Origin of the sequence: Mucilaginibacter lappiensis (genome assembly GCF_050433765.1) — a bacterium.
Classification (GTDB): Bacteria; Bacteroidota; Bacteroidia; order Sphingobacteriales; family Sphingobacteriaceae; genus Mucilaginibacter; species Mucilaginibacter lappiensis_A.
On record NZ_JBNPWP010000003.1, the window covers coordinates 522,486 to 548,996 of the forward strand.

Sequence of the window (26,511 nt, forward strand, 5' to 3'; positions counted from 1 at the left end):
GCAATAGTTTAAATATCCTTATCATTTAGTTCTACAAAAAGCTTTGCTCAACAAACAAGGATATGGAAAGTATTTTCTGATCATTAAAAATAATTGAGCATACAGAGTCTTAACAAAGTGATGCATAAACAGGTACTATTATTTTTATTTTTACTACTTTCATTTACAGGATATAGCCAGGTTTGTACGCTAAAAGTAAGTGTATCATCATCAGGTCCGTCTATATGCTCGGGTACCAGTGTGGTCTTAACTGCAAATATATCTGGGGGTACGGGGCCCTATACTTATATTTGGAATACTGGTGAAAACACGCCATCAATAAGCGTGAACAAAGCGGGCACTTACACAGTGCATGTAAGCGATAAAACAGTAGGCTGCCAGCCGGTTGTGCAAAATATAAAAATAACATCGATTGCTACACCCAATGCTCCTTCAGTATCTAACCAAACGGTTTGCCCCAATACCCCTGCAACACTCGTTGCATCCGCACCTGGGGGCAACTATCAATGGTATGATGCACCGGATGGCGGTAATTTTTTGGCAAGCGGTAATACTTATACAACCCCTCCAATTACAGGAACTACTACATTTTATGTACAAACAACCGTATCGGGTTGTACCAGCCTGCGATCTGATGTTACTGTTTTTGTTACCGGGAGGCCCAGTACAACAGGAGCTACTTTATGTGCCGGAGGCGTAGCTACCTTGTCGGCCAGTGGAGGTGATAGTTATACATGGTATGATGATGCATCAGGAAGCAACCAGGTTGCTACAGGGCCCATATTTACAACCCCGGTGCTGTTCAGCTCTAAAACCTATTATGTGGTTGCTATTATAAATGGATGTACCAGTGCTGCCACACCGGTAACAGCAAGAGTAACCGCCCCGCCCCAGGCACCTACTGCCAATAGCCCCACTGTTTGTACAGGATCTGTAGTAACTTTACATGCTGATGCCGCGGATGGTGTATTTGATTGGTTTGATGTTCCAACGGGCGGTACCTCATTAATCTCGAGCCCCGATTATACAACGCCTGTGCTTACTGCCACAACAACTTATTATGTACAAACAACAATAAACGATTGCCAAAGTACTCGTACCCCGGTAACCATTACAGTAACTGCCCCGCCGCAGCCTCCCCCAACTCAAACAGTTGGTGTCTGTAATGGAAACAGCGTTGTTTTAACTGCCGACCCGGCGCCCACCGGAACTTATGCCTGGTATGATCAGGCAACAGGCGGTAACTTGCTGGCAAGCGGCGTTACTTATCAAACACCCGTTCTTACCAGTTCAACCACCTATTATGTTCAGCATATGAATGCGGGCTGCAGCAGTAACCGTACGGCAATTAATGTAACAGTAAATCCGCTTCCATCACCTCCGCAGGTATCGGAGCCTATAATATGCCCGGGATCTGTAGCCACTTTAACGGCAACATCTGCGGGTGGCGGAACTTTTCAATGGTACACTGCAGCAACCGGAGGTACTTTATTATCATCCGATGCCACCTATACTACACCAGCTTTAACAGCCAATGCTACCTATTATGTTCAAACTATTGAGTCTGGCTGCGCAAGTGCCAGAACAGTAGTGAATGTAACTGTTCTGGCTCTTGTACCAGCACCAACCGTTCCGGCAACCGACGTATGTTTGGGCAACTCCGCTACACTTACCGCGTCAGGATCGCCAGATGGTTATGAGTGGTATGACGCAGCTACAGGCGGTAATTTGCTGGTTACCGGACCAGTTTACGTTACACCTGAATTAACCACAACCCAAACCTACTATGTACAAAGCACAGCTAACAATTGTACGAGCTCCCGAACACCGGTAACAGTAACGGTAAAGCCGTTACCATCGGCTCCTACAGCCAATGGAACCTCTGTTTGCCCGGGTACATCTGCAAATTTAACTGCCAGCGCTGCGGGAGGGACTTTCGAGTGGTACGATGCTGCCACTGATGGTACGCTACTGGGATCCGGCAGTACATTTTCAACTCCGGCATTGGTTACGGCCACAACTTATTATGTCCAAAATACAAATGGGTCATGTGTAAGTCCACGTACAGCGGTAACTGTATCAATCATATCTGTGCCCAATCCCCAGTTCCAGTATGCCTCGGGTACATTTTGCACAGCAGGGGCAAATCCTTCACCTGCAATACATAATCCATCGGGAGGGACTTTCAGTGCACAGCCTGGTGGCCTTGTATTTGTAAGTAATACTACCGGCGAGATCAACATTGGAGCAAGTACACCAGGAAAATACACTGTGGTATTTACATATGGCGGCAATTGCCCGGGTAGCAGCAGCGCCAGCATAACCATTACATCCACACCTGATGCGCGGTTTTCATACAACGGGCCATTCTGTAAAAATGATAATGATCCTTTGCCGGTTTTTGGTACCGGAGCAAGCGCCGGTGTTTTCAGTGCCTCATCTACGGGCCTGGTTTTTAAAAACCCCTCAACCGGCCAGATCGATTTAAGTGCAAGTACAGCCGGGACATATACCATAACCAATAACATTATCGCGGTTGCGGGTTGCCCCTCAAGTAAGGCAACCGGCCAGGTAATCATTTATCAGAATGTTATTATAAGCGCGGGGCCAAATCAAACTGTGCCGGCTGGTACACCAGTTCAATTAGCCGGTAGCGTCAGCGGCGGAACTTCATTTGGAACGTGGTCAGGCGGCAGCGGGAGGTTTTCCAACCCCACAGACCTTAATGCGATTTATACACCAAATAATGGCGAAACTGAGGCTGTACTAACTTTAAAATCTAATAATCCAACAGGCAACTGCGGACCTGCATTTGCCACCGTTAAAATCACATTTAAACCCGCACCACCGCCACCAACCGTGGCAGACACGTTGGTTTGTATGGGCAGTACCGCTACATTAATAGCTACAGCACCGGGCGGCACCTACACATGGTTTGATGTAGCCAGCGGCGGCACAACTCTTTACACCGGTCCTATATTTAAAACACCGCCTGTAACTGCGAATATCACTTATTATGTGCAGGTAACCCAGGGAAATTTAACCAGCAGCCGTACACCGGTAACGGTAGGCGTTACAGCAACACCGGCAGCTCCGTCGGTTACCATGTCACCAGCCTGCTCTGGTGGTACAGCTACACTTACGGCAAGCGGCTCAACAGGCACCTATAGTTGGTATGATGCACCGGTTGGCGGCACTCTTGTATCAAACCAAGCTGTTTATACAACACCTATTTTAACTGCCAACCGTACTTACTACGTACAAACTACTGTTAATGGATGTACAAGCACGCGCAAACAGGTTGATGTAGTGGTAACTCCGGCACCCCATGTAACAAGTGCTGCAACTGATATTGTTTGTAGTGGTACAGCGCTTAATTACACCATTACTGCTGATGCAGCTGCCCCTACTTTTTCCTGGAGCAGGGCAGCGGTGCCCGGTATCAGTAACCCGGCTGTAACGGGCCAAACCAGCGGAACCATCACAGAAACTTTAATGAATATGGGCACTACGCCGGTAAATGTGAAATATATGATCACGCCTTTGGCTAATGGTTGCTCCGGCCCGGTTTTTACTTACCAGGTTACGGTTAACCCCTTACCCCTGGTAACCAGCGATACAACCGCCGCCATCTGCAACGGAACTACGGGTAACTACGAAATTAAATTTAATCCCGGCACAGCAAATGCCACATGGAACAGGGCGGCAGTAGCTGGTATCAGTAATGCCCCGGTATCCGGACAGGCTGCACCAATAATAAAGGAAGTTTTGTATAATACCACTATTGCCCCAATTGATGTTACCTATGTGTTTAATTATAAAACGAGCAATTGCCTGGGAGAGCCTTTTAATTTGGTGATGACGGTAAAGCCCGAAGTAGATATCACCAGTGAGAACACCGGTAATGCCTGTAGTGGAATTCCTCAAAACTATACTATAACGTCAAATATACCCTCACCATCGGCTACATTTAACTGGCAACGTGATGCGGTAACCAATATCAGTAACCCGGCGGTAAGCAACCAAACAAAAAGCATTATTGACGAGAGTTTAATAAATACAGGTACTACGCCAGTTAAGGTTGTCTATATCATAACGCCTATAGCTTTCGGCTGTACCGGCTCACCATTTACTTATACGGTTACGGTAAACCCACAACCTGCACAACCTGTAGCACATGCCAATACACCTGTTTGTGTGGGTAATACCATACAGCTTCGTACCCCAACTGTTCCAAAGGCAAGTTATATGTGGACAGGGCCAAATGGTTATACATCAGCATCCCAAAACCCTGATATTACCAATGCTACCGCTGCTAATTCCGGAACGTATAATTTAACCATTATAATAAATGACTGCGCCAGTCCTGCTGGTTCTGTTGACGTTAAGGTAAACGAATTGCCTAAGGCTGATGCTGGTCCCGATCAAAAACAATGTATAAAAACCACGGCAATACCTCTTGCCGGCAGTGTAACCGGCGGTACTACCACAGGTATTTGGACAATTACATCCGGAACAGGAACGTTCTCCCCGTCAAGTGATAAGTTGGATGCGCAATACCTCCCTTCAGCCCAGGATAAAGCCGCAGGATCTGTTACCCTAACGTTAACCTCCACAAGTAAAGATGACTGTGCCATTTCAACATCTGACATGACCATAACATTTCAGCAATTGCCTGCAACTGACGCCGGTCCCGATCAGGATGTTTGTGCCCAGGATGTCAGTGTTAAATTAACGGGTAAAGTTTTTACACCAGGCAGTGTTTTATGGACTACATCGGGTACAGGAAATTTCAGTTCTGCAACACAGCCTGATGCGTTGTATTTGCCAAGCGCGGCGGATATACAAAGCGGTACGGTTAAATTAACGCTAACATCGGCAACTACTGATGATTGTTACCTCCAGGCAGATACAATGACCATTAAATTTACGCCACCACCAACTTTAAACGCGGGCGGTACAAGATACGTTCTGCGCGACAGGACAATTACCCTAACCCCAACGGTTAGTGATGAAAATGTGCAATATTTATGGACACCCAGTATTGGCCTAAGCAACACTACCATAAAAAACCCGGTATTAACCGGCGATGTTGACCGTACCTATACCTTGCAGATAACCGATTCAAGAGGGTGTGTAACTACAGACCAAACCTTTATAAAAGTATCGCCTGAACTTGTAGTTCCAAACACATTTACACCGAATGGCGATGGGGCCAATGATTTTTGGAATATCCGCGGGCTTATTGCTTATGAGAATGCTACAGTAGATATATTCAACCGTTACGGCCAGCAGTTGTTCCACTCTGTGGGTTATTCAAAGCCCTGGGAAGGAACTTATAATGGCCAGCCTGTGCCGCCAGGTACCTATTATTACAAGATCAATACGAATATTAATGGCCAGGTTTTATCAGGATATGTGGTAGTTATGAGGTAGCGCATATTAAACTCACACTAATGCGAAATGTTTAGGTACATTGGGCCCGTTTACAGGCTATTCTTTATATTTATTGTCGGGCTGTAAACAAACTCAAGAATCTAAATTTATACTTATTACATTTAGTTAATATGATAAAGAAGCTGACGCTGATAGTTGTAACATTGCTATGTGTCTTTAACGCTAATGCTCAATCTGGTAAAAAAAGCAAATATGTGCCGGTTATATTTGATACTGATATGGGGCCCGATTATGATGATGTTGGAGCCATCGCTATGCTACATTACTTTGCAGATAGAGGGGAGGCTAAAATTTTGGCCACCATGGCCAGTACACGATACCCACGGGTTGCTGCTGTTTTAAATGTTTTAAATACTTACTTTAAAAAACCTGACATCCCAATCGGTATCCCGCGTGATGACGCATCTGATCAGGCCGATTTTCAAAAATGGTCAGATACCCTGGTGGCAAAATATCCGCATAAAATAAGATCAAATGCCGACGCCATGGACGCTGTAAAACTTTACCGTAAAATTTTGGCCAAACAGCCCGATAGGAGTGTTACCATTATCACGGTAGGTTTTTTTAGCAATATCGCCAGTCTGTTACAGTCACCAGCCGATGAGTATTCCCCATTATCGGGTCAGGCACTTGTAGAAAAAAAGGTACTTAAAATGGTTTCAATGGCTGGGCAATTCCCGCAGGGCAAGGAGTTTAATGTTTATGAACGAGCAGCAGCCTCCAAATATGTGTTCAGCCACTTTACCAGGCCGGTGATATTCAGCGGGAACGAGATCGGGTCGAAAATAAAATCCGGCCTTTTGTTAGCTCACAATAAAAGTATTGTAAACAGTCCGGTAAAGGATGTGTTTTCGATATCCATACCACAGGCAAAAGAAGATGCCGATGGCCGGATGAGTTGGGATGAAACCGCAGTTTTGGTTGGCGTAAACGGCGCGGCTCCTTATTTTAAATTAAACCCCGGAAAGATAAGTGTCAACACTGATGGCAGTAATAGCTGGGACACTGCCGGCAACCAATATTATTTAACATTTGCGCGCCCGATAAAAGAAATACAAACACTGATCAACAATTTAATGATGCATCAGCCTGTAAAACGTGATTGAAAACTTTAATAAGGTTGCAGGTAACGCTTGCTGTAGTTAATATTCATCAGGTCGTAACGTTTAAATTGTGTTTTTAAACGCTCCCTGAAGTCATGGTAGTTCTGTTTGGCTTTAGGTGTCCAAAGAATTTCACTGAGGGCATCCAAACGTGGAAAAAGCATATACTCTGCCTTAGCAGGATTGGCAATATATTCGCTCCAGAGATTACCTTGTGCCCCCCATATATATTGTGCTTCCTGTGAATTTAATTGTGCTGAAATTGGATCATAATGATATACATCCTGTAAAGGCACATATTTATTCGCGGTAAGCGAATCTTCCTTTTCAAACTGGGCATGATTAAAGTACATATATTTTTCAGGGGTCATGATCACCTTGTGGTGTTGTTTGGTTGCCTGTATGCCACCTGTTTCACCACGCCAGCTCATTACAATAGCAATAGGCGTTATTCCGCCATCAAGTATCTCATCCCAGCCTATGATGGTTTTGCCTTTACTGTTCACAAATTTTTCAATACGGTGCATAAAGTAACTTTGCAAGCCGTTCATATCCTTAAGCCCTTTCTCCTTGATCAGGTTACGGCAAAATTCTGATTGACCCCACCAAATCTTAGAGCATTCATCACCACCAACATGTATATAAGGCGAGGGGAAAAGGTCCATCACTTCGGTCAATACATCATTTAGTAAACTAAATGTAGCCTCAGAGGGGAGCAGCACATTGTTGAATTTGTTAAAAATGCCCCAGGTTTGAGCCACTTGAATAGGCACATTGGGTGTTGTGCTTAATTCAGGATGAGCGGCCAAAACACCCATGCTATGGCCCGGCATTTCTATTTCAGGAATGATAGTTACATAACGTTCAGCAGCATAACGAACAACATCCCTGATCTCATCCTGGGTATAATAGCCACCATACCGTTTGCCATCATTACCAGTGCCAGGGTATAAACCAATGATGGTTCCGTTACGCCATGCTCCGATCCTCGTGAGTTCAGGATGTTTTTTGATCTCGATGCGCCAGCCATGATCGTCTGTAAGGTGCCAGTGAAAATAATTCATTTTATGCATGGCCAGGTAGTCAATATATTTTTTGATAAAGGCTACATCAAAAAAATGACGGCTTACATCCAGGTGCATGCCCCGGTAAGCAAAGTGTGGATAATCTGTAATTGCTACAGCAGGTATTTGCAGGTGTTTGCTTCCTTTTTCTACCGGCAGTAACTGTATCAGTGTTTGAATGCCATAAAATATATTTTCGGCCGTGGCGGCATGTATAGTGAGTGATTTACCTTGTGTCATCAACTGGTATCCTTTTAAAGAACTATAGGCAACCGGATCAGCAAGTAACCAGATGGTCTTATCTTTTAATTCATTTTTGTGCTGAGTAACCTTTAGCCTGAAACCATAGTATTGCTGCAGGTAATTATTCAAAAAGTTAGCAGCATTCAGCAACCCGCTATCAGAGATAAATACGATGGTATTGCTGTCTAAAAGAGATGCATTTTTAGCGTCCGTCATTTTGAGCTCAACAGGTTGCGGGATCAGGGCAGGGGTCTGCGCGTTTACATTCAATGACAGCAATAAGTATAGAATAAAGAAAATTGGTTTTTTCATGTTGTGGAAGATAGCGCGCTAAAAATATAGTTTTTCATCGAGTTATAGGGGCAATAAATTCTGTTGCTCATCCACACTTGCAGGGGTAAGATGTATGAATAAGTTATATTTGAAATATATAAACATTAAATAAGGGATAAATTTCTGGTGTCCTTAATTAAATATCAGGAGTATTATATTAAATGTGAATTTGCATTATGCGTGTTTTTAGTAAAGTTGTTTTTTGCTGTATTTTAATTTTTGTTGCTGCTCTTTTTAAAAAAGCTAAAGCGCAGGATGCATGGATCAGGATAAATCAATTAGGGTATGAGTTGTCAGGAATTAAGGTAGGTGTTTGGGCGGGCAAGAATGGTGCACCTCCAGCCGAATTTCAGTTAATTGACGCCAAAACCGCCGCGGTTGTTTTTACCGGGAACACGGGTAAACCTTTTGGGGGCTATGGCCCTTTCAAACAATCATATCGTCTTGATTTTACTAAGTTCAACAAGCCCGGAAGTTATCATGTGAAGTGCGGCAACATCGTCTCGCCCGAATTTCGTTTAGCTGATGATATTTATAAGGGAACCGCGGATTTTTGCCTTCGGTATATGCGACAGCAAAGAAGCGGCTTCAATCCATATTTAAATGATTCATGCCATACAAAAGATGGCTTTACCATGTATGGGCCAATGGCTGACGGTACCCATATTTATGCATCTGGCGGCTGGCATGACGCCTCAGATTACTTGCAATATGTTACTACTTCGGCTAATGCAACGTATCATTTGCTTGCCGCCTACCGGGATTTTCCGGGCGTGTTTACCGATACACACCAGGGAAACGGGCTCGACGGAAATAATGGTGTTCCTGATGTATTGGATGAAGCCAAATGGGGGCTTGACTGGCTATTAAAAATGCATCCCAAAAAAGACTGGATGTTTAATCAACTGGCAGATGATAGGGATCATGCAGGTTTGCGTTTACCAGCAAAAGACTCGGTTGATTATGGCATGGGAAAAGGGAACGGCCGTATTGTATATTTTGCAAATGGAAAGCCCCAGGGTCTGGGTAAATATAAGAACCGGACAACCGGAGTGGCCTCAACAGCCGGCAAATTTGCAAGCGCGTTTGCTTTAGCTGCTGTTTTATATGAAAAAACGGATACTGCATTAGCGCGTTTGTTCAGGAACAGGTCGGTTTCTGCTTATGATCTTGGGCTTGCAAAACCAGGCGTATGTCAAACCGCCCCCAACCTCGCACCCTATTTTTATGAAGAAGATAATTGGACCGATGATATGGAACTTGCATCTGCAGCTTTGTTCAGGCTTACAGGTCAAAAGAAATACCTTAAACAGTCGCTTCAGTATAGTGCAGAAGAAAAGGTAACTCCATGGTTGGGTGCTGATACAGCCCGGCATTATCAGTGGTATCCGTTCCATAATTTTGGGCATTATGAACTTGCCCGGGAGACTGATACGAAAACTAAGGCTGAACTGATAAGTTATTATAAAGAGGGGATTGAGAAAGTTTGGGCTAAAGCAAAGAACAATGCCTTTTATCGCGGGATTCCTTTTATCTGGTGCTCAAACAATTTAACAACTTCTTTTGCCATTCAATGTGCTTTATACCGGAAACTTAGCGGAGACAAGACTTATGCAACGCTTGAACAAGCTTGTATCGACTGGCTTTTTGGTTGTAATCCCTGGGGCAAATGCATGATATACGGTTTGCCGGCAAACGGGGATACCCCCAAAGATCCACACTCGTCTTTGGCATTTTTGTACCATTACCCTTTAGATGGTGGTTTGGTTGATGGGCCTGTTTATGGGAGTATATTTAAGAATTTACGGGGCTTGCGCCTGAACAAGCCCGATGCGTATGCCGAATTTCAGTCAGATCTTGTGGTTTATCATGATGATATGGGCGACTATAGTACCAATGAACCAACAATGGATGGCACTGCATCACTGGTTTACTTGCTGGCTGGCAAAGCATATGAAGAAAGGATCGGCAAAAAGGTTACAGAATCAAGGGGGGTTATTATTCGGGGAGATACAACCTTTAAAAAGATCGCCTTGGTTTTTACCGGAGATGAATTTGGTGATGGCGCTCAATTTATTGCCAATACTTTAAAACAACAGCGAATTCATGGTTCATTCTTTTTAACGGGGAATTTTTACCGGAATAAGGACTTTAAAAAACAGATCACCCAGCTTAAGCTTGATGGTAATTATTTAGGTTCTCATTCTGATAAACATTTGCTGTACTGTGATTGGAATAACAGGGATAGTTTGCTGGTAACCCGGCAGCAGTTTGATCAGGATATTAAAAACGCTTATCAGGAATTAAAAAAGTTTAACATTGATGAAAAGCAGGCACACTATTTTTTACCCCCTTATGAATGGTATAACGATACCATAGCGTCCTGGACGCGTAGCATGAACCTGCAGCTGGTTAATTTTACACCTGGTACAAGATCAAACGCAGATTACACTTTTCCTGAAATGGGAGTTAAATATGTAGACAGTGATGCGGTTATGAAATCTGTTTTAGATTATGAACAAAAGGATAAGAACGGACTGAACGGATTTATTTTATTGACCCATATTGGTACAGATCCCAAAAGAAAGGATAAGTTTTATGCTAAACTGCCTTACCTTATAACAGCACTAAAAAACAAAGGCTACCAGTTTGTAAAAATAGATGAATTACTGCGGCAAGATAAACCGGGCACCCCGGTTGGGTATTAAAAGACAGCCAATTACAGTAGTAGCGTTGCTCAATCTTTTTATTTCATTGAACTTGCCTTTATTATTGCCTTATTTAATTGCTAAAATATGGTTAGTGTTGGCTAAATTGTTACCTTAATAATGTTTAATAGTATATTAATTTTGGAAAAAATATTTAACAATGATAACATTTGATTGGAAAGGTGTACTACCTGCGGTAACTACCAAATTTACTGATAATGACGAATTGGATTTTGATGCTTTTGATATCAATTTAAAAGCGCAGCTGGAAGCCGGTGTTGATGGGTTTATCCTGGGTGGTTCTTTAGGCGAAGCGAGTGTTTTGAGTGATCAGGAAAAGTTTGCCCTGCTTGCCCACACCGTAGCTTATGTTGACGGAAAAGTTCCGGTGATATTAAACATTGCCGAGCAAACCACCAAAGCGGCCGTTACTTGTGCACAAAAAGCCCTGGATAATGGTGCAGACGGGTTAATGTTATTACCACCGATGCGCTATAACAGCGAAGAGCGCGAAACCTTAGCTTATATAGGCGCAGTTGCAAAGAGTACACCATTGCCTATCATGATTTACAATAACCCGGTTGATTATAAAGTTGAAGTTACCTTGAATATGTTTGAGCAACTTGCTGCTTATGATAACATCGTGGCCGTAAAGGAATCAACCCGTGATGTATCCAATATCACCCGGATGTTCAACCGTTTTGGGGACAGGTATAAGGTGTTTACGGGTGTTGATCCGCTTGCTATGGAAAGCTTGGTAATGGGTGCCGATGGCTGGGTAGCTGGTTTGGTTGATGCCTTCCCAAAAGAAACGGTTGCCATATACCGTTTGATTAAAGCTAAACGGTATGATGAGGCTTTGGCCATCTATCGCTGGTTTTTGCCGGTGCTTGAACTGGATATTCACCCTAAACTGGTACAATATATTAAACTGGCCGAAGTAGCTACGGGTATAGGTACCGAAAACGTACGTGCCCCGCGTTTGCCGCTAATAGGCGAGGAGCGTGCAAGGGTACAAAAGATCATCAACGACGCGCTTGCCGTTCGTCCGGTATTGCCAGCACGCAGCTGGGGCAATCTTAGTGAAGTTGTGTTATAATAAAATATGGCCAGTAAAACTTTTTTCTGTATAGATGCGCATACTTGTGGTAACCCGGTAAGATTGGTGGCCGGAGGAGGTCCTGCATTAAAAGGGGACAACATGAGTCAAAAACGCCAGCATTTTTTAAAGGAATATGATTGGATAAGAACAGGTTTAATGTTTGAGCCAAGGGGGCATGATATGATGTCGGGCAGTATACTTTATCCACCTCATGACCCCGAAAATGATGTTGCTGTTTTATTCATCGAAACCAGCGGCTGTCTGCCAATGTGCGGGCATGGCACAATCGGTACTATCACCATTGCCATTGAGGAAGGGTTAATACAACCCAAAGTGCCCGGGGTAATACGTATGGAGGCACCTGCCGGCCTGGTTTTAATTGAATATAAACAAGAGGGTAAAAAGGTTACCTCCGTAAAACTCAGGAATGTTGCCGCTTACCTCGCTGCAACTGATCTTCAGGTTGAGTGCCCTGATCTGGGCATGTTGACGATTGATGTATCCTATGGTGGAAATTATTATGCCATAGTTGATCCTCAGCCCAATTTTCCCGGTATTGAAAATTACACTGCCGGACAATTAGTTGCCTGGAGCCAGGTGATCCGCAAACGGATAAATGAAAAATATACATTTGTTCACCCTCAGGACCCCACGATCAATACCTGTACACATATACTTTGGACAGGCGCCACGTTATCAGACGATGCAACTGCAAGGAACGCTGTGTTTTATGGCGATAAAGCTATTGACAGATCTCCCTGCGGTACCGGTACATCTGCCCGTATGGCGCAATGGTATGCAAAAGGGAAACTAAAAATAGGTCAGCCTTTTATTCATGAAAGTATCATCGGCAGTAAATTTACCGGGAGGGTAGAGGAAGTTGTCAAGATCAATGATTTTGATGCCATTATCCCGAGTGTTGAAGGCTGGGCAAAAGTTTATGGCTACAATACCATAAAAATTGACGACGATGACCCATATGCACATGGTTTTCAGGTGATTTAATAAACCTGAAAATGTCATTTCGATACGAGGAACGAGTGAGAAATCTTGTACGATATGCAAGGTCGCATGTAAAACCGTATAAGATTTTTCGCTCTCGCTCAAGAGATAGTTTCTCTCTATCGTTCGAAATGATATGGAGTTATAAATTAATATTAACATTCAAGAAATAAGCCTTAAGCTTTTTGCTTTCGGCTTTAGTTTTTAAAAAATGGCAAAAGTGCTGATCATTGGCGGTGGAATTGTTGGTTTGAGTTCTGCATATTATTTACATAAGGCCGGGCATCAGGTTACCGTGCTTGATAAAGGGGACATGACTGATAACTGTTCATATGGTAATGCCGGCATGATCGTGCCAAGCCACTTTATCCCGCTGGCAACCCCGGGCATGGTAACCCAGGGCATCAGGTGGATGTTTAACAGTAAAAGCCCGTTTTATGTAAAGCCATCCCTAAACCCCCAGCTCCTGTCATGGGGCATAAAGTTTTTGAGTAAAGCAAATGCCGGGCATGTTGAAAGATCGGCCGTTCCTTTAACGGAGCTTTCATTACTCAGTAAAAAGCTTTATGAGGATTTAAGTAAAGAGCCTGGTTTTGATTTTGATTTGGTGGAGAAAGGCATCCTGATGTTTTATAAAACAGAAAAGGCTGGTGAAGAAGAAGCCCATATGGCTGAAAAAGGCCGTGAATTAGGCCTGGATATGCAGGTGCTCACCGTTAACGATTGCCTTAAATTACAACCCGATCTGGAGCTTGATGTGTTAGGAGCGGTGCATTATCGTTGTGATGCACATTTGTCGCCCAATAAGCTGATGGCAGGTTTAATAAAGTATCTAAGAACTGCAGGTGTAAATCTGTTAGCAAATAAAGAGGTAACAAAAATTGAAACCACTGCGGGTAAAGTGAGTCGGGTTTTATCATTCAGTGAAGAATTTACAGCAGATGAATACATTGTTGCAGGCGGATCCTGGTCACCGTCAATAGGTAAATTATTAGGTTTAAAGATCTTGTTGATGCCGGGTAAAGGCTATTCATTTAATATAAAGGATGAACAGCAAACCATGCAGATCCCGGCCTTGCTTGCCGAAGCCCGTGTAGCCATTACCCCGATGAACGGTGGTTTACGCTATGGTGGTACTATGGAACTTGATAAAATAAATAGCCGCATCAATATGAACAGGGTGAGGGGTATTGTAGAGTCTGTGCCCAAATACTTTCCTGGTCTTAAACCAGCTGTTCCGGCAGAAAAGGACATATGGTTTGGTTTCAGACCATCATCTGCGGATGGTTTGCCTTATATAGGCCGCAGCAATAAATACAATAACCTCACTATAACTACTGGCCATGGCATGATGGGTTTAAGTTTGGGTGCTGCAACGGGTTTACTTGCGAGCGAAATTATATCCGGCACCACAACAACTATAGCTATAGGGGCGTTTTCTCCTGATCGGTCTTAGATAGTTTCCTGGTTCATTTCTTTTAATTCAGAAGCTTGATAAAGCCTTGCTGCACGCAGCGAATTTGCTGAAAATTAGCCTATGGTAACCTGATTTTATCTTATTTTGGCTTGGTTTTGGATATTTGAGTTAAATAATTGTAAATTCAAAGTGGATTAATCCATGTCAAGATGAAGGTTTTACAATTTACCATCCCACTACCACATGATAAAAGTGTAATAGCAGAGAAGGTTTTTCTTCCGTATCATTATCCCTACCTGCACAGGCATAAAGAAACGCAGATCACCTGGATACAGCGCGGAGAAGGGACCCTGATAGCCGGAAATAATATGCATGATTATGCTGCCGGTGATATATTTTTGTTAGGGGCAAATCTGCCACATGTGTTTAAAAGTAATCCGGAATATTTTATTCAGGATGCTCATAAGCAAATTGAGGCGCTAACTATATTCTTTAATCCGGAAGGAACTCTTGCACCTTTATTTGAGTTGCCCGAGATGAATCCGAATAAGACTTTTATTCAGCAACACCTGCAGGGGTTTAAAATACCGCACCTCATCACAGACAAGGTATCGGAGACCATGATCGCATTAAAAAACGCTTCAGGTACAGATCAACTCATTCAGTTTTTTAACTTATTAAAAATTTTAAGCAACATTAAAACCAGGTTAGACCCTTTATCATCCTATGGCAATTTACCCGCTATAACTGAAAATGAAGGGATAAGGATAGGTAATATTTACAATTACATCATGCGGCACTACAATAAGTCTATTACACTGGATGAGGTAGCCCAAATTGCCCACATGACCCCCGAATCTTTTTGTCGCTATTTTAAAAAGCATACAGGTCATACCTTTATTTCATTTTTAAATGAGGTCAGGATCAATGAGGCGTGTAAAAAATTGATCGCTCATAAATTTGAAAACATAAATACAGTAGCTTATCAATGCGGCTTTAACAGCATAACAAATTTTAACAGGGTGTTTAAATATGTTATTGGCAGTTCGCCCAGGGACTATCTTGATACTTATGACAATAATTTGATCAGCCTTAACAGGGCAGCGGGTTAATTTATACTTAAAACGGCTGGTTTTGCTTAAATTAAATAGCGGTTGATTCTCTTTTAATCAAAACTGATTTTAAAATACGGGTTTCGTTTGGCTCAAAGCACCTCTTGTCAAATATTTTAAATAAAATACAGGCCGCCTCACTTCCTATTTCAAATGCAGGTTGTGTAATGGTAGTGAGCGATGGGTTTAAAAGGGGAGCGCAATCCAAATTCGAAAAACTAATGATCTTTAAATCACGGGGTATGTTTAAATTCAGTTCCCGGCACGCGTAATAGCAGGGAAATGCCAGTTCTTCAATAGAAGAAAGTATGCCATCCGGTTTATTATTTGTAAGCAAATTTTTAATCAGGGTATAGTTCTGATCGTTGCTTGTGGTGCTTGCAATAATAAGATCCTGATCATAGGGAATGCCATTATCGGCTAATGCAGTTAAATAGCCATTTAATCTTTTTTCTCCGGTTGAGAGGTTATTTAGTGCCAGCAGATAAGCTATCTTTTTACATCCCGATTCAATGAGGTGCTGAACTGCCTGATATGCACTTTCATAATCATCAGTTATAATTTTTACCCCTTCTATATCCTCATAAACCCGGTCGAAAAAAACTACAGGGATACTCTGTGAAGCTTCAATAAGATGCTGTTTATCATTTGTCTCGCTCGATGTTGATATCAGGATACCATCAACCCGGCCACTTAATAACCTGAGGGTAAAGGCAATTTCGGCTGCACTGTTTTCATGGGTCTGGTAAATTAACACATGGTAATCTCTTTTTCTGGCAATTTCTTCGATGCCGTTAATAGCCAACGAAAAAAAGTGGTTAGCTACTTCGGGAACAATCACAGCAATAGTTTTGCTTTTTTGGTTGCGCAAATTGCTTGCAATAGGATTTGGCTCATAATTTAAGCTCTTGGCCAATTCCAATACCTTCCTTTTTGTTTCACTACTGATCTGGTAGCTATCTCCTAAAGCCCTGGAAACCGTTGCTGTTGATAAGTTGAGCTCCAGGGCAAGTTTTTTAATATTGATGTTGCCCATAATGTTATAATAAGTGGGGTTTAATTAGTATAAAAAAATGGCGTTTCTGTTAAATTGTAATCGTTTGCGTAAATAAATAATGAAAATTTTAAAAATTCGCTTCTAAAAATCTACACTTTTAACCGATTTGTAATTACTACTACCTGCAACTACAAATCATAATTATAAACTAAAAAAGCCTAACCATTAAAGTTGCTGCCTAATCAAAAACAGCTGATTGATGAATGAATATCATTTTTTAATTAATCGGCAGCAACAAATTTGGCAAAAATTTAAGTGTTAAAAGAACACGTGGCTTATTTGTGTAAAACTAATTAAATTATAATAGATATGCGAGCAATTTATATATCTGCTTAATTGTCAAAACAACACAAAACCAACAAGCATAAAATAATAAACTATTATGATTACAAACAGACCCAAACTATTAATGAGGAAAACCCGGCCGGGTATGCTCCTTCTGTTACTGCTCTGTATCTTTACTTACAGTAACGCACAAACAACTAATGCCATTAAGGGGGTGGTAAAAGATGCCCAGGGAGGCCCTTTACCCGGGGTAACCGTACAGGTAAAAGGTACAGACCGGTCTACTGCTACAGCGGTTAGCGGGGCTTTTACCATTAATGCCGCAAAAGGCAGTGTTTTGCAATTTCGCTTTATAGGCTTTGAACTGAAAGAGATAACCGTAGGCGATGAAACCGCTCAACCTATGAGGATACCAAAAAGGTATTTGAAAACTATTTATCCTATGCCCATAACTGGGATAATAAGCATGATTTTAAGGCTTTGTTTGGTTACTCGTTTGATGAAACTACGGTAGGCAATGGCTTTCAGTCAGTAGCTCAGGGCTTTCCATCTGATGCAACCAGTTATTATAATCTGGGTTTAGGTAGCCAGACAGGTCTCAACTCAGATCTTGGAAATACTACGTTATCATTTAATACGCTACGTTTAATATCGTTTTACTCTCGCTTAAACTACAGTTATTTAGGCAAGTATATTTTACAAGCTTCTATACGTCGCGATGGTTCAAATGCGTTCGGTACCAATAACCGCTGGGGGTATTTTCCAGCAGCTTCAGCAGCATGGCGGGTTATTGACGAATCGTTTATGAAATCACAAAATTTGTTTGATGATCTGAAACTTCGTGTAGGTTATGGGCAAACAGGTAATGCCTTAGGAATTAATCCATACACACCGCAAACGTTATATGGTACAACAGGCTATTTTTATTATAATGGGGCTTATACCAGTGCTGTTGGTATAACCCAAAATCCTAACCCTAACTTGAAATGGGAAAGCACAGCTACCTTAAACGGTGGTATTGATTTCTCCATACTTAAAGGCCGATTAAGTGGATCAGTTGATGTTTACGATAAGAAAACAACCAACATGATCTTTGATATTCCTGTTTCTACCATCAATAATTTTGTGAATATTACTACGGCTAACGTGGGTAGTATGAGCAATAAAGGGGTTGAGATAGCTTTAAACGGAACTCCTTTAAAAACAAGGGATTTTACCTGGAGCAGTTATGGAAATATTGCCTTTAATAAGAACAGGATCACCTCAATGGGTACCAATCTTTCAAAAATTTATGTAGGCGATCCGGAAGGCCCTGGGCAGAGCGGTATCAAAACGTCTATTATTGAATCCGGGTACCCGCTTGGTGAGTTTTATACTTTGAAATATATTGGCCGCACTAACGGCGTATCAACCTACATGGGCGCCAACGGGCAGCCTACCACAACACCAACAAGTGCCGATCAAACTTATGCAGGCAATGCACAGCCAACCTATTCATTTGGTTGGGGTAATGATTTTACTTATAAAAAATTCAGTCTGAATTTCTTTTTCCGTGGGCAGGGTGGTAATAAAATCATGAATGCCTCACTGGCAAGCTTTAATCAGCCCACACAAGCCTCGGCACACGGCGTACCAGTGCTAACATTGAGCGAACCGGGTAATGACGTAAATGCGAATTTATACTCAACCCGATACCTTGAAAGCGGCACTTTTGTGCGGTTAAGTAATGCAACTTTGTCTTACAAAACCAAAATACCGGGCAACTATATACATGGGCTGCGGTTGTATGTTACCGGAACCAACCTGTTTATCATTACAAAGTACAAGGGTGTTGACCCTGAGTTGAACTTGAGCCTGAATAATCAGGCCAGCGGCCAGTTCATAGGAGTAGATAGTAATAACTTTTATCCTAAAACACGGAGCTTCCTGGCTGGCATACAAGTAGATTTATAATACCTAAAACTTAATTGACATGAACCACATAAAAATATATAAGAAACTCAGCATCGTAGCTTTGCTTGCAGGAGCAGTTTATCTGCCCAGCTGCACAAAATTGGATGTCGCCGCAAAGTCTGCGCTTACACCCAGTAATTTTCCTACAACAGCTGCACAATTTGTGGCAGCAACCGGACCTATTTATACCTCATTTCGTGGCGCGGTTGGCCGTGAGTACTGGCTGTTACAAAACCTGAGCACAGACGAGAACGTATTGGTTGCCCGCGGCGGAAACTGGCTTGATGGCGGTACATACTCCACCGTAAACCTGCATACGGTTACTCCTGATAACGGCATGGTTGGAACTTGCTGGTCATGGGGTTATACCACCATTAGTAACTGCAATAAAGTATTGTCGGTATTTGCTTCGGCACCTGAAAGCGCAGCCAAACAACAAACCATTGCCGAAATTAAAACCATGCGGGCCTTGTCATACTTTTATATGATGGACCTGTTTGGCAATGTGCCCATATCTAAAACTTTTGGTGATACCACTAACTTAGGTACACAGCCAAGGGCGCAGGTATTTGCTTTTATTGAGAGTGAATTATTGGCGCAAATCCCAAATTTGAGCGCAACAGTAGGTGCTTCAACCTATGGCCGGCCTACAAAATATTTGGCATACGCTATTTTGGCAAAAATGTATTTAAACGCGCAATATTACATCGGGACTTCAAAATATCAGGAGGCAGTTACCATGTGCGATAATATTATACAAGGAGGCCAGTATAATTTGGATACCGACTATTTAGGCATGTTTAAAGCGAGTAACGGGCCGGCAATAAAGGATTTTATCTTTGCCGTTCCTTTTGATGCTTTACTGGCCCAGGGTATGTATTACGCGCGGTGGACGATAAACCCGAATTTAGCAACTAAATATAAATTGCCGTACACGCCAGATGGCCCGGTATACACTTACAAAGAGTATTACGCTTTGTTTAATGATGCTAATGATATTCGTAAAAAGCAATACCTTACCGGCAAGCAGTATAATAATGACGGAACCCCAATTAATATTACTACGACTAATATAGGCCTTGATGCCAGCTATAGCGGTCCAAATCCTACTGCTCCCGTTATACACCAGCTGGAGTTTACCCCTGATATTGTATGGAAAAATCCTTCCACTTTTGATATTGGTAATGATGAACTGGCTAACGAAGAAGGCTACAGGAACAACAAATTTTATCCCGATAGCTTAAGTACCACCCGCAACCAGAGCAATGATGTACCGATGTTCAGGTATGCCGATGTGTTGTTAGAAAAAGCAGAAGCTATATTGAGAGGGGCTACCGCTACCAATGGCGATTCGCCTTTATCATTGGTTAATAAGGTGCGCACACGGGCTAAAGCGGCATCATTGAGCGCCGTTACCCTTAACGATGTACTGGACGAACGCGCGCGGGAATTGGCAATGGAGTGCTGGAGAAGGAATGACCTTATTCGTTATGGTCAGTTTGAGAAAACATGGGGTATAAAAACCGATGCTAATCCGAACAAACGCATCTTCCCGATCCCAAGATCCGAAATGCAGTTAAACCCTAAATTGACGCAAAATACGGGATATTAATTTTTTTAGGTTTATTTATTGATCAGAATATGGGCGATTAGCCCATATTCTTTTTTTTATATTGATGATTGCCGTACTTTAATGCCGCGATTATAATAGGTCTATTTTATGAACAGAAAGAAGTTTTTTAGCTTTTACAGCATATTGATCACACTGTTATTTGTTGTGGTTATTGGTAATAAACCTGTATGGGCACAGGTAAACCCCGCTGCATCCTACGCCCTTATTAAGCGTGTTATCCCTCAAAAGGCGGCTTATTTCGTGGTACGGGAAATTAAGTCTGATGCTGGTAATGATGTATTTGAAATAGAAAGCAAAAACAATAAGATCATATTAAGCGGTAATAATGGTGTTGCCATTGCCTCGGCATTGTATTACTACCTCACCGAATATGCCCATTGCCAGGTAACATGGAATGGTACAAACCTTAATCTCCCTGCAAAATTGCCGGTACTAGCCTCAAAAATCCATAAAAATACGCCTTATCAATATCGTTATTATCTTAATTACTGTACGTTTAACTACAGCATGAGCTGGTGGGATTGGAAAAGATGGCAAAAGGAGATAGACTGGATGGCTATGCACGGTATCAATATGCCGCTGGCCCTAACTGGGCAGGAGTATACCTGGTATGAAGTTTACAAGGGCATGGGTTTTACAGATAATGACCTAAAGGATTTTTTTAGCGGCCCTGCATATTTTTCATGGTTTTGGATGGGTAACCTGGATGGCTGGGGAGGCCCACTGCCGTTAAGCTGGATGCAAAGCCATCGTGATCTGCAACAAAAAATAGTGCACCGCGAGCGTGAGTTGGGTATGAAACCGGTTTTACAATCCTTTACCGGGCATGTTCCTGCATCTTTTCAAAAGCATTTTCCGGCATCTAAACTGAAAAAAACAAACTGGAATAATGGCTTTGCCGATACTTATATACTGGATACGGACGATCCGTTGTTTGCTGAGATCGGCAATAAATTTATCAAGGCGCAAACCGCGCTTTATGGTACTGATCATTTATACTCGGCAGATACCTTTAATGAGAATGAACCTCCAACTAATGATACGGCTTATCTTGCGGCATTAAGTAACCGGGTTTATCAGGCTATGAGCAAAGCTGATCCCAAAGCTATTTGGGTAATGCAGGGCTGGCTTTTTTACAGTGACCGTAAATTCTGGAACGCGCCGCAGGTAAAAGCCCTGCTTGATGCTGTGCCGAATGAACACATGATCATCCTTGATCTGGCTACTGAGATTGAGCCGGTATGGAAACGCACAGATGCCTTTTACGGAAAACCGTGGATTTGGAATATGCTGAATAATTTTGGCGGAAATGTAAACCTTTTCGGGCGAATGGAGGGCGTGGCCGATGGCCCGGCGAAGGCTTTGCATGCCGCTAACAAAGGCGAACTTAAAGGGATTGGGTTAACCATGGAAGCCATTGAGCAAAACCCCGTATTGTATGAGTTAATGTTGCAAAATACGTGGCAGGACTCGGTTATTCCGCTGGATGCCTGGTTAAGTAAATACCTGCGTAACCGTTATGGTGCCCATAGCAAAAATGCTCTTGATGCCTGGCAGGTACTAAAGAAAACGGTTTATAACGGCACGGCCATACGTGACGGTGCCGAAAGTATCATCACCGGAAGACCAACTTTTGATTCGACTACGGTATGGACAAGAACAAAGCTTAATTACAATCCTAAAGACCTTTTACCCGCATGGGATGGTTTAATAAAAGCTATTCCAGCCTGCCGCAATAGTGATGGCTTTAATTATGACCTGGTGGATGTAACCCGACAGGTGCTTGCAAATTATGCGCTTCCGCTGCAAAAGCAATGGGTTAAGGCGTACCGGGAGAAAAATGCGGTAGAGTTTAAGTTATACAGTGGGCAGTACTTACAACTGATCAGTGATATGGACAAGCTGCTTGCAAGCCGTAAAGATTTTTTATTAGGACCGTGGATAGCCGATGCCAGAAATTGGGGAACTACTGCCAGTGAGAAAGCATTGTATGAACGTAACGCCCGCGACCTGATCACCCTTTGGGGCGATGCTGACAGTCCGCTTCATGAATATGCCAACAGGCAATGGAGCGGTTTGCTGAATGATTTTTACAAAGTACGATGGCAAAAATTCTTTGAGGTGTTAACCACTTCGCTGCAATCGGGTAAGGAAGCTGATCTGCCTGCTTTTGAGCAGTCAATAAAACATTGGGAATGGCAATGGGTAAACAGCCGCAAGGATTTTCCGGTTCAGGCAACCGGCAACCCGGTTACCGAATCCGAAAGGATCTATCAAAAATATCGTAAACAAATAGGAGCGGCGTATTAGTATGGAACCACTAAAATTATTAAGTATATGACCACGCCGGGCCCAAAAGTAAAGCGTCTGGTTTCGCTCGATGCCTTAAGGGGCTTTGATATGTTCTGGATAATGAGCGGCGAGCAAATTGCCCATGCATTGGCCAAAGCTACAGGTTGGTCTGTTTTTATATGGCTTTCGGGGCAATTGCACCATACCGTATGGGATGGGTTTACTTTTTATGACATGATCTTTCCCTTGTTTTTATTTATAGCAGGTGTTTCCATGCCATATTCCATCGGTAATAAAATCGATAAAGCGGGCGTAGGTTCAGCAATGCAGTTACCTGGCGATGCCAAATGGCCCATTTACAAATCAATGATCAGGCGTACGCTTATATTGCTTTTGTTAGGGATGATCGTAAATGGCCTGTTAAAATTTAACGGATATGAGAACACCCGTTTTGCCAGCGTTTTAGGTCGCATTGGGTTGGCCTGGTTTTTTGCAGGACTCATCTATCTTAATTTTAACCTGCGCGGCCAAATTATCTGGTTCATTGGGTTGCTGGCAGGTTACTGGGCTGCTATGATGTTTATCCCTGTTCCTGGGTATGGGCCGGGCGTATTAACCATGGCCGGATCTTTTGAATCATATGTGGACAGGTTGTTATTGCCCGGTCGCTTGCATGATAAAATACATGATCCCGAAGGTGTGTTATCTACCATACCAGCTATTGGTACCGCGTTGCTTGGTGTTTTTACAGGTAGCTTTTTAAAGCTCGATTCAGCAAAATGGACAATGCTCAAAAAAGGGATCGTATTGTTCCTTGCTGGCCTGGTATTCATTGCTGCGGGTAAATTATGGGGACTGGACTTTCCTATCAATAAACGCTTATGGTCAAGCTCGTTCGTATTGTATGTTGGCGGATGGAGTCTGATCTTTTTATCCGTTTTTTACCTGATCATTGATGTCGCGGGTTTTAAAAAATGGGCATTCCCATTTATTCTCATCGGTACAAATTCTATAGTGATCTATATCTGCTCAGAGGGGTTGTTCAATTTTGGGTATACCGCCAATTATATATTTGGCGGGCTTGTACATTTGGCCCCTTTAGCGTGGCAGGCCGTTTTTGCAGCCACTGCTGTAACACTGGTACAATTGGTGTTTTTGTATTTTTTATATCGAAATAAATTGTTTTTAAAAGTCTAATTAGTTGAAACCTTATTCCATGAGATTGTTATGCTTGCTTACACTATTAATAATATGATCCTGAAATATCAGAAGGGGGATTTTCGCTCGGCTTGTATTTTTGATGATGTAAATAACTTAAGTTTAACCGATATTAAAATACCAACCATAAAAACGTACCCGGTAATGGTGTTCAAAAATGTGATAGCCCCCTTGGTAAAGGAGTGCAAATACCTGGTGATCAAAAAGAAAAAAAGTTTTAAATAATGCTCAGAAAGCTATTCCTTATAGTTGGCCTAAACGGTTTGTTAATTACCATCGGCTTTGCCCAATCTGCCGATCTGGTTAAATATGTACAGCCATTATCTGGTACAGCAGCCAGCACCACATCATCAGCATTAAAGCATGGGAGCGGAACCGAAAGCTATGCTAATACTATTCCGGCAGTTGGGCTTCCCTTTGGCATGACCCAATGGACCCCGCAAACCCATACTTCAGAAAACAAATGCCTGCCGCCCTATAGCTACAAGGATAGTCTGCTTAACGGTTTCAGGGCCACGCACTGGCTTAGTGGCTCATGCACACAGGATTATGGCAGTTTTACCATTATGCCCATCAGCGGTAAGTTAAAAACAACAACACAGGCTTATGCCGTTCCATTCTCGCATCAAAATGAAACTACGTCGCCCGCATATTACCGCGTTGATTTAAAAGGTTACCAGTTAAGTACCGAGATAACCGCTACCCTACGGTGCGGTATGATGCAGTTTACCATGGATAAGGCAGATAGCCTGTACCTGCTGGTAATGCCAAACAGTGATAAAGATAAAGGATCAATAAGCGTTGATGCTGTGCATAGTGAGGTATATGGTTATAATCCAGCTTACCGCATTTACCAGGGCTGGGGCAATCCCGCCGGTTTTAGCGGTTATTTTGTGATGAAAGTAGAGCGCAGTATAGGCAGCAGCGGAACATTTAGTGATGAACAAATATTTACAGCCAAGAGCATAGCAAACCTCAAAAATATAGGCGCTTTTATAGGGTTTAAATTAAAAAAAGGCGAAAAATTACGGGTCAGGATCGGTACCTCTTTTACCAGTGTGGCAGATGCCAGGAAAAACCTGCAGGCAGAAATTAAAGACTGGGATTTTGACGCCTTGGTCAAGCAAAACAAGCAAGTATGGCAAAATGAACTAAGTCGACTTAATGTAGCCACTGATGATGAGCGTGATAAGTATATTTTTTATACGGCATACTATCATGCCATGCAGCACCCCCGCTTATTTAACAATGTAGATGGAACATATCCACGGTTTGCAGGTAACTATCAAGCAGAGCACCTGAACAAAGGAAATTATTATGATGATTTTTCGATGTGGGATATTTACCGAGCGCAGCTGCCTTTATATGAGATTATAAAACCCAACCTAATCAATGACCTGGTGAGATCAATGATCTTAAAAGGACAGCAGGGGCAGTGGATACCTATATTTCCCTGTTGGAATAGTTATACAGCGGCCATGGTAGGCGATCATGCAACCGCTTTTATAGCCTCAGCTTACAATAAAAAGATCCGGGATTATAATATATCCGAAGGGTACCGCCTGATGCGTCAGAATGCTTTTGATGTTGCGCCCCTGCCTGATTATTTAAATGGTAAGGGAAGGCGTGCGCTTGCTTCTTATTTAAAATACGGCTACATCCCTATGGAGGATAGCGTACAAGATGCTTTCCATAAAAAAGAACAGGTTAGCCGTACTTTGGAGTATGCTTATGATGATTACGCGCTGGCCACCATTGCAAAAGCTTTAGGGAAAAATACCGATCATCAATTGCTGGCAAAGCGTGCGTTGAATTACCAAAATGTATTTGATGTCGGTGCCGGGCTGGTAAGGGGCCGGTATCAGAATGGTGACTGGATTAAACCATTTAAACCCGATAACCGCGAGCCTTATATAACAGAGGGAACTCCCAGGCAATATACTTTTTATGTACCCCAGGATGTTCCGGGCTTGAGCCGTTTAATGGGCGGGCGGGTAAAGTTAGAAGCGAAATTGGATACATTGTTTAAGGAAGATGAATACTGGCACGGCAACGAACCAGGCCACCAGATCCCTTTTATGTACAATTATACAAAGGCTCCCTGGAAAACCCAGCAGGAAGTAAGGCGTATATTGGCAGGAGAATACACGGATGGCCCCGGCGGTTTAAGTGGTAATGATGATGCCGGACAAATGTCGGCATGGTATATTTTTGCGTCGATGGGTTTTTACCCGGTTGATCCGGTTTCTGATGTATATCTCTTGTGTTCGCCTGTTTTTGATCGTGTGGCTATTAGACTTCCCGGTGGGCGGTCATTAAAGATCATCACCCATAGGGAATCAAAAGATGCCATTTATATCAGCTCAGTAAAATTGAACGGCAAAGTATATACTAAAAATTATATTCGTTACAATGCCATCATGAACGGTGGTAAACTGGAGTTCTATTTGAAAAATAAACCGAATAAAACCTGGGGAACAAAAATAGCAGATCAGCCTAAGGGTTTATCTCCATCTATCAATTAAATATTCA

General features: G+C 42.6%; 16 protein-coding genes. 14 read left to right on the forward strand and 2 right to left on the reverse strand.

Features of this window, described 5'->3' with window-relative positions:
* Nucleotides 1–93: 93 nt before the first annotated feature.
* Nucleotides 94–5,436, forward strand: coding sequence for a PKD-like domain-containing protein (locus M2273_RS12280; RefSeq protein WP_429397150.1), 5,343 nt, complete (start codon nt 94–96; stop codon nt 5,434–5,436).
* Nucleotides 5,437–5,567: 131 nt separating this feature from the next.
* A complete protein-coding gene (locus M2273_RS12285; protein WP_429397152.1) occupies nt 5,568–6,563 on the forward strand; it encodes a nucleoside hydrolase in 996 nt (331 codons plus the stop codon).
* A gap of 5 nt (nt 6,564–6,568) precedes the next feature.
* Here the strand turns inward: M2273_RS12285 and M2273_RS12290 are convergent, their stop codons facing one another.
* Entirely contained in the window at nt 6,569–8,179 is a 1,611-nt protein-coding gene (locus tag M2273_RS12290; protein ID WP_429397154.1) for a beta-N-acetylhexosaminidase, read from the reverse strand.
* Nucleotides 8,180–8,376: 197 nt separating this feature from the next.
* Here M2273_RS12290 and M2273_RS12295 point away from each other — a divergent pair, with 197 nt between their 5' ends.
* The 5 genes from M2273_RS12295 (at nt 8,377) to M2273_RS12315 (ending at nt 15,541) form a co-directional block, all read left to right on the forward strand.
* Entirely contained in the window at nt 8,377–10,908 is a 2,532-nt protein-coding gene (locus M2273_RS12295; protein ID WP_429397155.1) for a glycoside hydrolase family 9 protein, read from the forward strand.
* Between the two features lie 160 nt (nt 10,909–11,068).
* Nucleotides 11,069–12,007 carry a dihydrodipicolinate synthase family protein gene (locus tag M2273_RS12300; protein ID WP_429397157.1) on the forward strand — a complete coding sequence of 313 codons (939 nt, stop codon included), beginning with the start codon at nt 11,069–11,071 and terminating at the stop codon, nt 12,005–12,007.
* 6 nt (nt 12,008–12,013) lie between these two features.
* Nucleotides 12,014–13,015, forward strand: coding sequence for a 4-hydroxyproline epimerase (locus M2273_RS12305; protein WP_429397159.1), 1,002 nt, complete (start codon nt 12,014–12,016; stop codon nt 13,013–13,015).
* Between the two features lie 208 nt (nt 13,016–13,223).
* Nucleotides 13,224–14,468, forward strand: coding sequence for an NAD(P)/FAD-dependent oxidoreductase (locus M2273_RS12310; protein WP_429397161.1), 1,245 nt, complete (start codon nt 13,224–13,226; stop codon nt 14,466–14,468).
* A gap of 170 nt (nt 14,469–14,638) precedes the next feature.
* Complete coding sequence (locus tag M2273_RS12315) at nt 14,639–15,541, forward strand: AraC family transcriptional regulator (RefSeq protein WP_429397163.1); 903 nt, start codon at nt 14,639–14,641, stop codon at nt 15,539–15,541.
* Nucleotides 15,542–15,572: 31 nt separating this feature from the next.
* Here M2273_RS12315 and M2273_RS12320 read toward each other — a convergent pair whose 3' ends face one another.
* The gene (locus M2273_RS12320) at nt 15,573–16,577 is read right to left on the reverse strand and encodes a LacI family DNA-binding transcriptional regulator (RefSeq protein ID WP_429397165.1); all 1,005 of its coding nucleotides are present in this window, start codon (nt 16,575–16,577) and stop codon (nt 15,573–15,575) included.
* A 403-nt stretch (nt 16,578–16,980) separates the two neighbouring features.
* Here M2273_RS12320 and M2273_RS12325 point away from each other — a divergent pair, with 403 nt between their 5' ends.
* From M2273_RS12325 to M2273_RS12355, 7 genes are all read left to right on the forward strand, one after another.
* Entirely contained in the window at nt 16,981–17,397 is a 417-nt protein-coding gene (locus tag M2273_RS12325; RefSeq protein WP_429397167.1) for a carboxypeptidase-like regulatory domain-containing protein, read from the forward strand.
* Nucleotides 17,364–18,836, forward strand: coding sequence for a TonB-dependent receptor domain-containing protein (locus tag M2273_RS12330; protein WP_429397169.1), 1,473 nt, complete (start codon nt 17,364–17,366; stop codon nt 18,834–18,836). Before M2273_RS12325 ends, M2273_RS12330 begins: the two co-directional genes overlap by 34 nt.
* 19 nt (nt 18,837–18,855) lie before the next feature.
* On the forward strand, nt 18,856–20,448 hold the full coding sequence (locus tag M2273_RS12335; protein WP_429397171.1) for a RagB/SusD family nutrient uptake outer membrane protein: 1,593 nt from the start codon (nt 18,856–18,858) through the stop codon (nt 20,446–20,448).
* A 108-nt stretch (nt 20,449–20,556) separates the two neighbouring features.
* The gene (locus M2273_RS12340; RefSeq protein ID WP_429397172.1) at nt 20,557–22,779 is read left to right on the forward strand and encodes an alpha-N-acetylglucosaminidase; all 2,223 of its coding nucleotides are present in this window, start codon (nt 20,557–20,559) and stop codon (nt 22,777–22,779) included.
* A gap of 27 nt (nt 22,780–22,806) precedes the next feature.
* Nucleotides 22,807–23,958 (forward strand): acyltransferase family protein, encoded by a 1,152-nt coding sequence (locus M2273_RS12345; protein WP_429397174.1) that lies wholly within the window; start codon nt 22,807–22,809, stop codon nt 23,956–23,958.
* A gap of 54 nt (nt 23,959–24,012) precedes the next feature.
* Nucleotides 24,013–24,204 carry a hypothetical protein gene (locus tag M2273_RS12350; protein WP_429397176.1) on the forward strand — a complete coding sequence of 64 codons (192 nt, stop codon included), beginning with the start codon at nt 24,013–24,015 and terminating at the stop codon, nt 24,202–24,204.
* Nucleotides 24,204–26,504 (forward strand): GH92 family glycosyl hydrolase, encoded by a 2,301-nt coding sequence (locus tag M2273_RS12355; protein WP_429397178.1) that lies wholly within the window; start codon nt 24,204–24,206, stop codon nt 26,502–26,504. Before M2273_RS12350 ends, M2273_RS12355 begins: the two co-directional genes overlap by 1 nt.
* The last annotated feature ends 7 nt before the right edge of the window (nt 26,505–26,511 follow it).